Annotated in this window: 11 protein-coding genes; 6 read left to right on the top strand and 5 right to left on the bottom strand. The window is 54.2% G+C overall.

Annotation, left to right across the window (positions count from 1 at the left end):
* Positions 1-112 precede the first annotated feature (112 nt).
* From QM016_RS01675 to ffh, 5 genes are read left to right on the top strand one after another with little or no spacing between them, the layout of a single operon-like run.
* The gene (locus QM016_RS01675) at positions 113-349 is read left to right on the top strand and encodes a phosphopantetheine-binding protein (RefSeq protein WP_016476864.1); all 237 of its coding nucleotides are present in this window, start codon (positions 113-115) and stop codon (positions 347-349) included.
* Positions 350-366: 17 nt separating this feature from the next.
* The gene (gene rnc, locus QM016_RS01670; protein WP_035433594.1) at positions 367-1098 is read left to right on the top strand and encodes a ribonuclease III; all 732 of its coding nucleotides are present in this window, start codon (positions 367-369) and stop codon (positions 1096-1098) included.
* Between the two features lie 10 nt (positions 1099-1108).
* Positions 1109-4663 (top strand): chromosome segregation protein SMC, encoded by a 3555-nt coding sequence (gene smc, locus QM016_RS01665; RefSeq protein WP_016476866.1) that lies wholly within the window; start codon positions 1109-1111, stop codon positions 4661-4663.
* A complete protein-coding gene (gene ftsY / locus QM016_RS01660) occupies positions 4663-5568 on the top strand; it encodes a signal recognition particle-docking protein FtsY (RefSeq protein WP_282709946.1) in 906 nt (301 codons plus the stop codon). Before smc ends, ftsY begins: the two co-directional genes overlap by 1 nt.
* Positions 5568-6947, top strand: a complete 1380-nt coding sequence (ffh, locus tag QM016_RS01655) for a signal recognition particle protein (RefSeq protein ID WP_016476868.1) — start codon at positions 5568-5570, stop codon at positions 6945-6947. Before ftsY ends, ffh begins: the two co-directional genes overlap by 1 nt.
* A gap of 81 nt (positions 6948-7028) precedes the next feature.
* Here the strand turns inward: ffh and QM016_RS01650 are convergent, their stop codons facing one another.
* Positions 7029-8876 (bottom strand): L,D-transpeptidase family protein, encoded by a 1848-nt coding sequence (locus QM016_RS01650; protein ID WP_282709945.1) that lies wholly within the window; start codon positions 8874-8876, stop codon positions 7029-7031.
* A 121-nt stretch (positions 8877-8997) separates the two neighbouring features.
* Here QM016_RS01650 and QM016_RS01645 point away from each other — a divergent pair, with 121 nt between their 5' ends.
* Positions 8998-9984 (top strand): RNA methyltransferase, encoded by a 987-nt coding sequence (locus QM016_RS01645; RefSeq protein ID WP_282709944.1) that lies wholly within the window; start codon positions 8998-9000, stop codon positions 9982-9984.
* 467 nt (positions 9985-10451) lie between these two features.
* Here the strand turns inward: QM016_RS01645 and QM016_RS01640 are convergent, their stop codons facing one another.
* From QM016_RS01640 to QM016_RS01625, 4 genes are read right to left on the bottom strand one after another with little or no spacing between them, the layout of a single operon-like run.
* Positions 10452-11597 carry a glycosyltransferase family 8 protein gene (locus tag QM016_RS01640; RefSeq protein ID WP_282709943.1) on the bottom strand — a complete coding sequence of 382 codons (1146 nt, stop codon included), beginning with the start codon at positions 11595-11597 and terminating at the stop codon, positions 10452-10454.
* 16 nt (positions 11598-11613) lie between these two features.
* Positions 11614-12456 carry a TatD family hydrolase gene (locus QM016_RS01635; protein WP_282709942.1) on the bottom strand — a complete coding sequence of 281 codons (843 nt, stop codon included), beginning with the start codon at positions 12454-12456 and terminating at the stop codon, positions 11614-11616.
* Entirely contained in the window at positions 12449-13198 is a 750-nt protein-coding gene (locus QM016_RS01630; protein ID WP_282709941.1) for a tRNA threonylcarbamoyladenosine dehydratase, read from the bottom strand. Before QM016_RS01630 ends, QM016_RS01635 begins: the two co-directional genes overlap by 8 nt.
* Positions 13199-13258: 60 nt before the next feature.
* Positions 13259-13903: an ABC transporter ATP-binding protein gene (locus tag QM016_RS01625; protein WP_282711440.1), complete on the bottom strand. Its 645-nt coding sequence runs from the start codon at positions 13901-13903 to the stop codon at positions 13259-13261.
* Positions 13904-13937 lie beyond the last annotated feature (34 nt).

The following is a 13937-nucleotide window of genomic DNA, read 5'->3' as shown; positions in this document are numbered from 1 at the left end:
GGTTCTTCTAAACTGAGTAGTTCTTTCAGGTTGGTTGGTTCTCGCGTCTTTCTGGCAGCAACACGGGTAAAATTGCGTTGTCAATGTTCTGCGTTTGCGCAAGGAGGGCGTAATGGCAAATTCCGAAACACTTGATAAAGTAATTGCTCTTGTTCGAGAAACCCTTGATATTGATGAGGACACTGAGCTTGACGAGACAACCTCATTTAAGGATCTCGGCGCTGACTCGTTTGATTTGCTGCAGTTGGTCACCGATCTTGAGCAGGAATTTGACATGACATTTGATGCTGAATCGCTAAGCGATGTTGCCACTATTGGTGACGCCGTCGAAGCTATCGAAGAAGCGTAAAGATTGGTGCTTTGAGTTTGAAATTACATGAGCGTGTGCGTGCAGTTGAAGACATCTGCAGCCACAAATTTACACATAAAGATATTATCGAAGCCGCTCTCACGCATCCGTCCGCGGTAGAAGGCAAGCCTGTGTCCGCTTCGTATGAGCGCCTTGAGTTTTTGGGAGATTCCATTTTGGGCGCTATTGTTGCCACTGACCTCTTTGAGCGATATCCGGGTATGGACGAAGGTGAACTTACCCGCCTGAAAACCTCTCTTGTTTCAGGACACACGCTTTCCATTGTGGCAAAAGCACTCGGTATCGAGCCGCTTATTGTCATGGGAGTGTCTGAAAAAGGTACTGGAGGCCGCGGCATGCGTTCCGCGCTTGAAAACGTCTACGAGTCCATTGTTGGCGCGCTGTACCTTGACGCGGGGTACGAGCCGACTCATGAGTTTGTCATGAGGACTTTAGGGCCGCATATCTCTCCTTCGCTTGCTGAGCGTTCGGTAAGTCCGAAGTCTCGCCTTCAGGAGGCGGTGCAGGCAAATGGAAAATGCACGCCCGAATACGAACTGATTGATGAGTCCGGTCCTGCGCACACGCCTACGTTTACCTCAGTCGTATATGTCGATGGCCTCAAGGCGGGACGAGGAGTAGGGTCCTCCAAAAAAGCCGCGGAATCAGCGGCGGCTCAAGACGCCCTCGTGCGGCTTGGCGTTGACAAGAATCCCGTTGATGTTGACGCCGATATGGGCTTGAAGTAGGAGGACGTCGTTGTATCTCAAATCGCTTACCCTCAAAGGCTTTAAGTCCTTTGCCGACAAAACGCACATGGAATTTGACCCCGGCTTAACTGTTGTGGTGGGACCAAATGGTTCGGGCAAATCAAACGTTTCCGATTCGATTCTGTGGGTTTTGGGCGAGCAGAGCGCAAAAATGCTGCGCGGTCAGGCCATGGAAGACGTTATCTTTTCGGGTTCCTCCGCGAGAAACGCGGTCGGCGTTGCGGAAGTGACGCTTCTCTTGGACAACTCCGATCACACGCTTCCCATTGACTTTTCGGAGATTGGAATCACCCGGCGCATGTATCGTTCGGGGGAGTCCGAGTACCTGATCAATGGAGCGCCTGCTCGATTGATGGATATTCAGGATATTCTCCATGATTCCGGTCTTGGCAAGGATACGCATTCCATCATTTCTCAGGGCAAACTCGATTCTATTTTGTCGAGCCGTCCGGAGCAGCGCCGTGAGCTTATCGAAGAAGCGGCTGATATCTCAAAGCATCGCCGCCGCAAGGAACGGGCTGAGCGCAAAATTGCGGCTATGGATGAAAATCTGGCGCGCGCCAAAGTGGTTGCCCGTGAGATTACGCGGCAGCTGCGTCCGCTTGAAAAGCAGGTGGACAAGGCCTCGCGCGCGAAAACACTGCAGGCGCAGTTTACCGAGCTTACTGTTCAGCTGGCTGTGGACGATTTGAGACAGCTTCAGCAAACTCACGCGGAGTTGAGCGTTCGTCAAAAGGAAGCTGACGCTGCTATTGAACTTGCGCGGTATCGCTCTCAAGAAAAGGTGCAGGAGCTCGAAAAACTTCAGTCGCTTCTTGAACAAAAGGGCCTGTTCGTGGGAGATTTGGGCGAGCAGCGCCGCCGTATGCAGGATGTGCTTGGCCGTATGGGCTCTGACATGCGTCTTTTGGAAGAGAAAGGCAAGAACATGGTTTCTCGCCTTTCCGATATGCGTATGCAGCTTTCCGTTATGGGCAGACAGCGCCAAGAGGCTGCCACCGAGTCAGAACAGCTCAAAGACCAGCTCATAGCGTTTTCCGCTCAAGAGACCGAACTCAAAAAAACGCAGGAGTCCCTGCAAGAAATTGCTCAAAAAGCGGCGAGCGGGCGAAAAGAACTTGACCTTGAACTTCAGCGCCTGAGTTCGGAGGAGAAGTCCGCGCGCGCTGTCGCTGACAGGGAAACGCTTGCTTATGTAAAGCTGGAAGAGCACATCACGCACGCAAAGGTTGAGGATGAGATGTACGTCTCTCGTCTGGCGCAAATCAATGAGTCGCTTAAAACGGCGGAAGAAGCCCTCTCGCAAAGCTCAACGCGTGAGCATGAGCTTTCGGCGGCTCTGGAGCTTGCGCGGCGTGAGTCGGAAGCTTTGATTGCTGAGATTTCCGAACATACGTCTGCGCTGGAAGCCGCGCGTGCCGTTGAAGCTGACGCGAAGCGAAAGCTCTCGCAAGCGGAGGCGACATTGACGGCGCTGACGTCACTTGACGTTGAAACGGCAAAAACAAGTCCGCGCGCCGCGGCGCTTGCGGATGATGAGGCCGTTGCTGAGCTTATTGAAAGCCGTCTTGCCGATTGTATTGACGCTGATGAGCGCATTGAGCCCTTGCTTGAACGATTGCTCGGAGATGACTTGGCGGCCTTTGTGGTCGGTTCCGTTTCGGAAGCGGATACGCTTGCCTCCGCCGCGCTCGCGTACAAAGAGGCTGAAGGATGCGCCACGATTGTTTCACGCGCAGCGCGATGCTCTGAGAGCGCGGAGCGCATCGATAAAGACGCTCCCGGCGAGGCGCTCCTTGACAGGATTCATGTGGCCGAATCATCGCGTGCCCTGCTTGAAGCGCTGTTTGGCAGCATGCGAGTGGTTGGCGATGTCAGCGAAGCTCTCGCGGCTCATGAGAAAGCGTCCTTGTGCACATATGTAACGCTTGACGGCGCGATACTCTTTCCTGACGGCCGGCTGAGGATTGGTACGCCTGCTTCTGCGAAAGTGGGCGCTCTTGAGCGCAAACGTCGTATTCGTGCGCTTGAAAAAGACAGAGGTCATCTAAAGGCAGCTCATGAGGCTGCGATTGCGGCAGTGGCGCAAGCAGAGACAAAGCTTGCCACGGCGCGGGAGAAAAGCGTTGCGGCCCAAGGGGAGGCGGCGCGCCTTTCTGGTGAGCTTACGTCTCTCTCTTCTGAGCGAGGGCGCCTGGAAGGGCAAGTGGCTTCCGCGAAGGCGGAGAAGAGCCAGGTGACAAAGGCTCGTGCGGTCGCGTCTGAACGTGCGCAGGACGCCCATTTTCATATTGAAGAACATAGACAGGCGTCGCATGAGGCGTCTGAGCGTGCGGAGGAGCTTGCTCGACTGCTTTCCGAAACAACCGCCAAGCACGATAAGGCCATTCACGCCCAGGGTAAGGCGTCGCGTGAGCTCTCTGACGCCCGTATGAAATTAGCGATGGCTACTGAGCGCCGGGCAAATCTTGACGCTCGCGCGGCTGAACTGGCAAAGCGTGTGCAAACTCTTGAGCAGCAGATAAACGCGACAGAGCAGTCCTCTCATGCACTCGATGTTATCCGTCTGCGCGTTGACCCGCTCTATGAGCGCTATGAGGCTCTCCACGGGCGCGCGCTTGAATGGGCTTCTCGCCTGAAAGACCGCGCCTCACTTGCGGAGGCGGACTCCGATTCGCTGCGCAAGACTATCGGCGAGGCGAAAGATGCCGTCTCAGCGGCGCAGGCCGAACTTGAGCAGGAACGCTCGCGCGCCAATGACGTTAAGGTTGAAATCGGCCGTCTTGAAGTGCAGGTGGAAAACGCCATTAACGCCATTATCGCAACAGGGGCGGTGCTTGACGAAGCGCTGAAGTTACCGGAACCGGAGGACCGTGCGGCTGCTGAGCGAACGGTTGATCAGCTTAAGCGGCAGCTTGACGGTATTGGTCCTGTCAACGAGGTAGCCATGGATGAATATCAGCGCCTCAAGGAGCGCGCCGATTATATTGGCGAGCAGGTAGCAGATCTTGAGGCTGCGCGCGGCTCTCTCAAAAAAATTACTTCGGCTATCGAGCGCAAGATGCGCAATCGTTTTCTTGTCGTCTTTGAAAAGGTCAATCAAAACTTCTCCGAGATTTTCTCGATGCTCTTTCCCGGTGGGCACGCTCGCATTGAGATGACCGATCCGGAAAACCTTTCCGAGACGGGTATTGAGATTGTGGCTCAGCCTCGCGGCAAACGCATTACCAAGATGATGCTGATGAGCGGTGGCGAGAAGAGTCTCACGGCCTTGGCGCTTCTCTTTGCTGTATATCGGACTCGCACGGTTCCGTTTTACGTATTTGATGAGGTTGAGGCGGCGCTCGATGACGCTAACCTCTCAAAACTGCTTGACGCGATTGAGCAGCTCAAAGAAACAACACAGCTTATCGTTATCTCTCACCAGAGACGCACCATGGAGCAGGCGGATGTTCTGTACGGTGTGTCTATGCAGGCAGATGGCGTAAGTCATGTGGTCTCACAGAGACTTGATCATACGACCGGAAAGGTGGTTGACGCCTGATGGGTTTCATGGACAATCTTCGTCGCGGCCTTGAGCGTTCACGCGAAACGCTCAATGAGATTTTTTATATGGGAGGCGAGGTCACTGAGGATTTTTGGGATGACCTTGAAGACACCCTCGTGATGGGGGATATGGGAGCTGAGGTTGCCATACGCGTTACGGACGACCTCCGCGAACAGGCCGCGCGTGAGAATCTCACGCGGTCGGATCAGCTTCGTCGAGCGCTCATTGAGAGGCTTTCTCGGGAGTTCCCGCGCGCTTCTCGCGATCCCTTCACTGATACGCCGTCGATTGTGCTCTTTGTCGGCATTAACGGCGCGGGCAAGACGACCACGGTGGGCAAGCTGGCAGGACGTGCGAAAGCCGAAGGCAGTCGCGTGCTCATCGGGGGAGCTGACACCTTTCGCGCCGCCGCGATTGAGCAGCTTGAGATATGGGGAGAACGCTCAGGCGTTGAAGTCATTACGCGCGAGCGCGGCGCGGATCCCGCAAGCGTGTGCTATGACGTTATCGATGAGGCCGAGAAGCGCGGCGCTGAGCTGGTGCTTATTGACACGGCCGGACGCCTGCATACCTCCTCTGACTTAATGCGCGAGCTGGCGAAGGTTGTTTCAGTGACGCGTAAGCGTGCGGGCGTGACGCCGGTGAGCGTAGTTTTGGTGATTGACGCTACAACCGGACAAAACGGCCTTAACCAGGCCAAGGAGTTCAATGACGCTCTCGATCTTGACGGTCTTATCGTCACAAAACTTGACGGTACCGCTAAGGGCGGCATAGCCCTTGCCATATCCAACCAGCTTAACCTGCCTATCTATCGCATTGGCGTGGGCGAAGCTCTTGATGATTTGCAAACATTTGAGGCGCACGATTTCTGTGAAGCGCTCGTGGGCGAGGGAGTTCAATAATGTTTAACAGCCTGCAGGATCGTCTCCAAGACACGTTTGCCGCTCTACGCGGTAAGGGCCGTCTGACCGAGGATGATATCAACGTCGCCATGCGCGAAATTCGTATGGCACTGCTTGAAGCCGATGTCAACTATCGCGTGGTCAAGAACTTTGTTGCGCGCTGCAAGGAGCAGTGCCTGACGGCTGAGGTGCTTGAGTCTCTTTCTCCCGCTCAAAACGTGGTGCGCATTGTTTTGGATGAGCTGACATCGCTTTTGGGTTCGACCGAGTCAAAGCTGGTACTTGCTCAGAACCGCATTCCGAACGTCATTATGCTGGTCGGCCTGCAAGGCTCCGGCAAGACTACCGCGGCGGCTAAGCTGGCGTACCTCTTGAAGTCCGAGGGCAAGCGTCCGCTTTTGGCGGCCTGTGACGTCCATCGTCCCGCAGCGGCCGATCAGCTTGAGACTCTCGGCGCCGAAATTGAAGTTCCCGTGTATCGCGGAGACGGTCGTGACGCGGTGGCTATTGCCTCTGAATCCATCCACCAAGCCATTGATCACATGAATGACATCGTAATCGTTGATACCGCTGGCCGTCTGCAGATTGATGAAGAGATGATGCAGGAAGCCGTCGCTATCAAGCAGGCTGTCAAACCTGATCAGATTTTGATGGTCGTTGATGCTATGACCGGCCAGGATATCGTCAACGTTGTGACTACCTTTGCCGAGCGCGTGGACTTTGACGGAGTCATCATGTCCAAGCTTGACGGCGATGCTCGTGGCGGCGGCGCGCTTTCCGTCCGCGAGGTGACCGGCAAGCCTATCAAATTTGTTTCTATGGGTGAGAAGCCCGATTCGCTTGAAGTCTTTCATCCGGACCGCATGGCAAAACGCATTCTTGGCATGGGAGACGTTATCTCCATTGTCGAGCAGGCTCAAAAAGTTGCTGATGAAAAGCAGGTTGAAGATGCCGAGCGCATGCTTCGCGAGGGATTTACCATGGATGACCTGCTCAACCAAATGCAGCAAATCCGTAAAATGGGAGGACTTGCCAAACTCATAAGCGCTCTTCCAGGTGGAGATCGCCTGATGGCACAGCAGGGCGGCTTGGATGACAGTTCACTCGGGCGCATTGAGGCCATTATCCACTCAATGACCAGAGAAGAACGTCTGCGTCCCAAAATCATTAACGGACAGCGCCGCAGGCGCATCTCTGCGGGCTCCGGTCGCACCATTCAGGAAGTGAACCAGCTCATCCGCCAGTGGGGCGAGATGAATAAGATGATGGGTAAGATGAAAGCTATGACGCAAAGTGGCAACGCCAAAAAGGGTCGCCGTCAAATGGAAGCCATGATGCGCAACATGGGCTTCGGCGGCAATCAGATGCCTAAGTTTTAAGCCATCGGAAGTCGACGAAAGTTAACGGTTGTGCTGACATCGCGTAAGCATTGTGTAGACGACGAGTAAACGCAGTGGCGGCTATTCGTGGATGACGACAGGGTCGCCGTCTTTTGCAAGCTCAAAAAGTTTTTGCGCGTTGTCGTAGCTTAGATTGATGCAACCGTGGCTTCCGCCTGTCTTGTAAATCTGTCCGCCGAAAGCGCCACGCCAGGGAGCATTGTGAAAGCCAGTGTCCTGGCCTTTGACACCGAGCCAGAAGTCAACCTTGGTATCCCAACCCGGGCGCCCGGATTCATCATTAGGTCCAAGAAGTCGTGCGCCACGAATATGGCTTGTAATATCCCAAACACCTTCAGGTGTATTGTGACGTCCATCAGGAATACCAGTGACTACATCGGCTTCCCAGATGATAGAGCCGCTTTCATCGTACAAGCGCGCATGCTGCTCGGAAATATCAACGTCAATATAGCGCTTGCCCCAATCCTGTTTGCCTGGGTCGTAGGTGACCGCAGACTGCAGACAGGGGACATCAACGGTTGGCTGTACGGCGCCGCTTTTAATGGCGTTGATGAGAGCATCGGCGGTCTTATCACCATCAATGACCCAGCCGTAGTGTCCGCCTGCGACAGTGGTTATCTCTTTGCCGTCGGGCCGCGTGTAGGTACGCGCGGTTCCCTTGGAGTCGAGCTGCTTCGAAAGATCTCCGTGGACGTAATCACGGATGGCCTGTTCATTGAGATTTACGTTAAGGTTTTCGTCAAAACTGATCCAGCCGGCAACTTGGTCTGCCGTAATCGCTCCTGCGTCGTTGTCGCCGAGTTTGAGTTTTGGTGCGGCAGCAACATATGCGTTAGCTGCGGAGATGGCGGCCTCAATGTTTTCGGAACTTTGAATGACTTTGTTGTCAAGCGTAATGTCTTTGGTAAGGCTGTTCAGCGCGTCACCGATTTCCTGATCCGCCTTATCGGGCAGAATACGCATGGCAATTGCTTGGTCGGACATCGTGAATTTGCCTGTGGAAGAGTTGAAGGTAATGCCACTGTGGTCCTGGCCGCTTGCCGCTTCTTCATTCTCCTTAATGACGCCTGACAGGATTTCTTTGAGCTTGTCATGGTCATATGAGGCGGTACCTGTTGGCTTGAGCTCGCGCGATTTGAAAATCTCGGCCGGCCATGCCCATACGTTTTCTTGCGAGAGGGCGTCGTTTGCATATCCCGTTCCATCGTAGGTCAGGTTGATGTCAGCAGCGCTCAGCTTGACGTCAATTCCCGCTCCGGTGATGTGGCCGCTGTACGAGGCTGTGTCCGATTCAATAGAGGCGGCGAGACTTGAGACGGGCTTCAGTGAATAGTCGATTCCATACACCGTGGTATTCGGCATGAAGATGAAGTGGAAGACAATCACGCCGCCAAGGTAAACGGTAGCAAGCACGGCGAGAAGTACCACGGGGATGAGCCACAGCTTGCGCTTCTTTGCGGGGCCTGCTGGCTTGAGCGCTTCAGGAGGTGTGATGAGAGTCGTTGCTTCAGCGCCGGCGGGCGTTTCTGCGGTTGCGGGGGTGTCGGCGCCGGACGCGGCGGGTGTGGCGGTTTCCGCTGCGGCTGCGGTATCAATTGCGGTCGTAGCGTCGATGAAGGCATCACCGACAGGCGCGCCGTCGTTGCCGGCAGGGAAGCCTTTGCCATCGATGCGTGGAAGGACGGACGTGTCTATCTTATAGCGCTCGATGCTTTGGATTGCAGTTTCGGTGCTGTAGGGCTGAGATGCCTGCTCAGCGTCCTTCTCGCCAACACCTTCGTTCTTCTCGTCAATCTCTTGATTGGAAGAAGCCGTTTCGATGTCGTCGGATTCGGTAGTATCATCAGGGGAAAGGTGCTTTGGTTGGGCTTCGAGAACCTCATTACTGTCGGCGAAATGCTTAGCCACGCGCGCTCCTGTCTAGCGTCATTCTTGATGGTTATGGTACGTTTGCGTTGAAGGTCGCACCAATGTTTTATTTTACGGCATATATGCGGGAAAGTGCGAAAAAATTCTTTGGAGATGGAGCATGGGGTCTTTTGTCATAAAGCAGCTGAAATCATTTGACGATTCTCGGCTGACGGTCTATTCCCATCTTACCGCCAATCAACTGCGCAGTCGTCTTGATCCGGCTCGAGCGGTCGTCATTTGCGAGACGCCGCTTGTGGTTGAGGTTGCGCTCAAACAAGGCATGACTCCATACAATTTACTTACAGATACTGCACATCTTGAGACTGCCCGAAGACTTTTGGAGTCTATCGGATGGGTTTGCGCGGGCGAGGATGGCGGTGCTGTTGCAGTTTGCGAGGCTTGTGTGGGCATTGCAGCTTGCGAGCCGAGCGGCGACGCTTCAGTCGGCGGGCAGAGCGGTGCTCTCTTAGAAGTGACCAACGCGAGCGCTCCTGTGCTGCTTTTTGTACTCCCTTCAGATGAGCTTGAAAAGCTGACGGGCTATGACGTCATACGCGGATTGTTGGCTGCTATGCGCCGTCCCGCCGGCCTTGCCGTGGATGAGGCGATAACGGGCGCGCGCTCGATTGCAGTGCTTGAGAATCTTGTGGATGTAAGCAACGTTGGGGCAATCTTTAGAAATGCCGCAGCGCTTAATGTAGATGCAGTTTTGCTGGCGCCGCGTTGCGCTGACCATCTTTCCAGGCGAGCGATTCGCGTGTCAATGGGTACGGTATTTCAGGTTCCGTGGGCGCAGGTTCCAGAGGAGCTTTGGGTCGATGGCCTTATGCAAGCGCTTCATGCGGAGGGGTTTGTCGCCACAGCGCTGGCACTGAGCGATACGGCGGCGCCTTTGACGGACATCAAGTGCTCTGCGTCAGAAAAGCATGCGTTGTTCTTTGGCTCGGAAGGCTACGGGCTTGACCAGCATACCATTGAGGCCTGCGACCGGGCTGCCATTATTCCTATGGCGCACGAAGTTGATTCGCTCAATGTCGCTGCGTCAAGTGCTGTTGCATTTTGGGAGCTTTTTGCGAGAAATCATTTTGCGAGAAATCAGCTCTAGCGGCGTGGCATCCACAGCGGGCTCTTTCGCTTGCATTTGTGGCTTTGTGGCTTCGTACCATGCGGCTTTGAAGTGCAGTTTCACGCGGCCCTAAGGTGCGGCTTCGAAGTGTTTCCAAAAAAGTGCCACAGTTGTGATAAAAATACTTCACAACTCATGGCATTTTTAGGGGATTTATCACAACTGATGCCTTTTTTAGGAGTTTTCATATCACAACTCATGCACTTTTTTGGAAATCACATAGAGATATCGCCCCTAAGTTCTTTTCGCGGCGAGAAGAACTTAGGAAGTACGAGAAACACCGGTACTTCTCCGGCGCATGTGCAGAATCGCTGCAGGTAAACGCATTAGTCACGCCGCCAGACCTGCTGCGCCAGTCACGCCACGAGTCACGCCGCCAGACCTGCTGCGCTAGCCGCAAGCCGCACCACTTGACCTGCGGCAAAGCCGGCGCCACCCGGCGCGCTTTACAGATTGCTGCCGCCGAGCTTGCCGTAGGTGTCGATGACGCGCACGCGCGCCGTCGAACCCGGCGGACAGACGCGGTCAAACAACGGCAGGATGCCGCGGAAGATAACGCCCGACTGAACACGGTGTGCAAGGCCCTTGGCGGTTCTTCTCGACTCTTCCAGCTGCGAACGAAGTTCTTCAAGATAAGGAGAACGACGTGCGTAGAACCAAAAGAGTCCTGCTAGGTCGGAGTTGGGATACAGCCAGGGGCGGTTGTCGGGTCCGGCGTAATGTACGATGCAGAGATCTTTGCGAGCTTCGTCGTATTCATCGCGAACGTCTTTTGGAGCCTGTGCCACAATGTGCGTGCGGCGCAAGAACTGCCAGTCTGCAAGATAGTTCCACTTCATGGGAATGCGCAGGTAGTGTCCATTAATCAACCGATTTAACACATCCTGATCAAGCCAGCGCCAGTTGCGCATGGTGGCAACCTTGAGAAACTCTTCGGGTGCAATGGAGACGCGAATTTCGGCAAGGTTCATCAGAATGACCCCGGCCTGGAAGTAGTCGTGCGGGTCGTTCATGCCAAGCTCATGTTTGAGATACGGCCCCACGGTTGAATCGTAGCCGTCAATCTGACCGATAGTGTCGGCGTCGCGCGTTGCCGCTACGAGGTATCCCGTAACGTCGATGTCATAAAGCTCTGCGATATCGTGGTTGACGACAAGGTCGGAATCGAGGTAGATAGCCTTAGCAACGTTAGGCAGAAGAGACGGAGCCAAGAGGCGGAAATAGGTCTCGGGACGAAAGTGCCCGTGATGGGGAAGTTCAATATCGCCCAGAGCCGCGTCAACGTCTAAAAACCCGATGCCCACATTGGGCGTTACCTGGCACTGTCGTGTCAGAGTAATCATGCTGGTGGGAGAGAGGTCGCGCGTGAGAACGATGACGTCATAGTTACGCTCGGCGCTGGCGGTCTCAATAATGGACTGTACGGCAACGGAGAGGTATGGCACAAAGTTGTCGCTGCAGGCAAAGACAAGCACCACGTCATCAAGGGCAAGTCCCAGCTCGTCGGATGAACTGGCGAGCATGGCGCCGGGAAGCGGGCTTCGATTGGTGATAAAGCTCCGCGGGGGAGTTGTTTTGCGCAGTTTTCTCATGCGTAAACTTTAGCACTTACGCGTCAAAAAGGGCTGCGGCGTTTGCAACCGCCTCCGGACGCACGTCATATCCGCGCGCTTTGCTCAATCCTTTACAGGTTCGTTTCAGGCTGGCGAGAAGATCTTCAAGGCTGCATGCCGGCTGCTTGGATGAGGGCAAATCTGTTTCCGTAAGCAGACGATGCGCAGGGTAGACCTTTGCGTACTCGCGACCTTTACCAGTCTTGAGGCTCTGCTCGCCAACGGAAAACCAGCAGCCGGCTTTGATGGCGCGTTGCAGCTGGTCTGAGGAGCCGCTGAACCAGTGGAAAACGGCACGACACCTTGTAAGCGCTTTGGTTTCTTCCAGCACATCGAGCACGGTATCAGCGCTTTTGACCGTATGGATGGAGAGCACTTTCGGCGCATCGTCGGAAGATGCGTGCGCCGCCGCGAGGCAGATGCCTTTGAATGCCTGAAGCTGGCGCTTCCGCACTTCAACGTCATTGAAGCGAGAAGAGAAATCCAAGCCAATCTCACCAATAAAGCGCACGTCAGATATGGTGTCGAGCATCATTTCTATATCAGCTTTACTCACCCGACCATCCGCAATCCACCACGGATGTGCTCCTATGCCAATACGGATTCCCGGTGCGGTTGGTTGGTTGGCTCTACCGGTGAGTGTTTTGGTACTGTTGGAAAAATCGGTAGGAGAGACCCCACAGGAAAAGAAGCCGAAGTTATGAGACGAGGCACTTCTCGCCACCTCACCTGCGGTAGGCATAAGATCCAAGTGCACGTGAGCGTCGAAGTAATCAAGTGCGGCAATGTCTTGAGCAGGCAAGGTGCTGCTTTGAGAGGTTGGGGGTTCGTTATACACGATTCTCCTCGCTTTGGTTCAGGCCCGTTAGATGCAAGATGACATTGCTTGCAATCAGCTGGCCCATGATGGGTGGAATATAGGACATGGTACCAAGTTGCGCGGCCTTGCCTTCAGCGTCTTTAGGTGCGAGAACCTCTCGTGCCGGTTCGGGCGAATATACCACGCGAAAATCGCTCAGACCGCGCTTGCGAGATTCTTTGCGCATAATGCGCGCCAAGGCATCATCATGAGTTTGGGAGAGCATGGAGACCTTAAGCAATTCGGGATGTATCTTGTTGGCGCCTCCCATGCTGGAAATAAAATAGATACCGGCATCTTGCGCCCAGCGGGCTGCCACAAGCTTTGCAGATACGGTATCGATGGCATCCACGAGTACGTCGGGACGGGGAAGTGTATCAAGCAGCGTAGACGTGTTGTCTTTGAGAAGGAACGCATCAAGGGTCTTCACTTCAGCGGCGGGATTGATGTCTAAAATGAGGTTACGGGTGGCATCCGTCTTTCTTTGTCCCAAGGTATGCACAAAGGCAATGGCCTGCCGGTTGAGATTACTTGCTTCCACGGTATCAGCGTCTACCAGTACAAAGTGGCCAATCCCTCCGCGCGCAAGTGCTTCTACGCAATTTGACCCGACGCCTCCAAGGCCAAGCACCATGACGCGGGCGTTTTGAAGGCGAGCAAGGCGTTCGTGTCCGAGTATCAGCTCAAGCCGTGCCGTTGCGTTTGGGATCTGCTCTGCCATAGGTCTCCTTGGGTAGAAATAACTGCGGCTTAGTATACCTTTTAAGCGTACAGTTTTATCCTACTGCTCAAGGGTGTAGAGAGCCTTAAAGTAATCGTCGTGGGCCATGAGCTCGTCAAAGGTGCCCTTCTCAACGAGGCGGCCGTCCTTCATCACCAGAATCTCGTCAAATTTTTTGAGCTGCATTTCTTCCAAGCTGTGAGTGACTACGATGCGAGTGGTATCTGTGAGGTTTGCAATTGAGTTAATAATTTGATCGGCAGTCGCATGATCAAGGGCAGAAGTAGCCTCATCAAGAAGGAGCACTTTTGAACCTTTGAGCAGGCTTCTGGCTATGCAGACCCTCTGACGCTCTCCACCGGAAAGACTGGATCCGCCTTCACCGCAGCGGTAATCAAGACCGTTCTTTTCGATAAATTCTGCGAGACCCGCGCGCCTACAGGCGTCCATAATGAGGTTATCGGGATAGTCTCCAAACATAGTGACATTATCTTTAACTGAAGCGTCAAAAAGGAAACATTCCTGTTGTATCAGTGATACGTTTTGATAGAGGGATTTTCTGGTGATTGTCTTGAGCTCAAGAGAGTCGTAGGAAATAGTGCCCGTATAGGTAGGATAGCCTCCCATGAGCAAGTTAAGCAGAGTTGATTTGCCGGATCCGGAGGCTCCAACAACAGCGTAGCTCTTTTTAGCACCAAAGGTGATACTGATGTTTTTAAGAACTGGCGTGTTTTTGTCG

The sequence above is a fragment of the Lancefieldella sp. Marseille-Q7238 genome (assembly GCF_949152215.1).
Lineage (GTDB): Bacteria > Actinomycetota > Coriobacteriia > Coriobacteriales > Atopobiaceae > Lancefieldella.
Note: the sequence above shows the minus strand (reverse complement) of the source record. Positions and strands in the feature narration are given on the sequence as shown.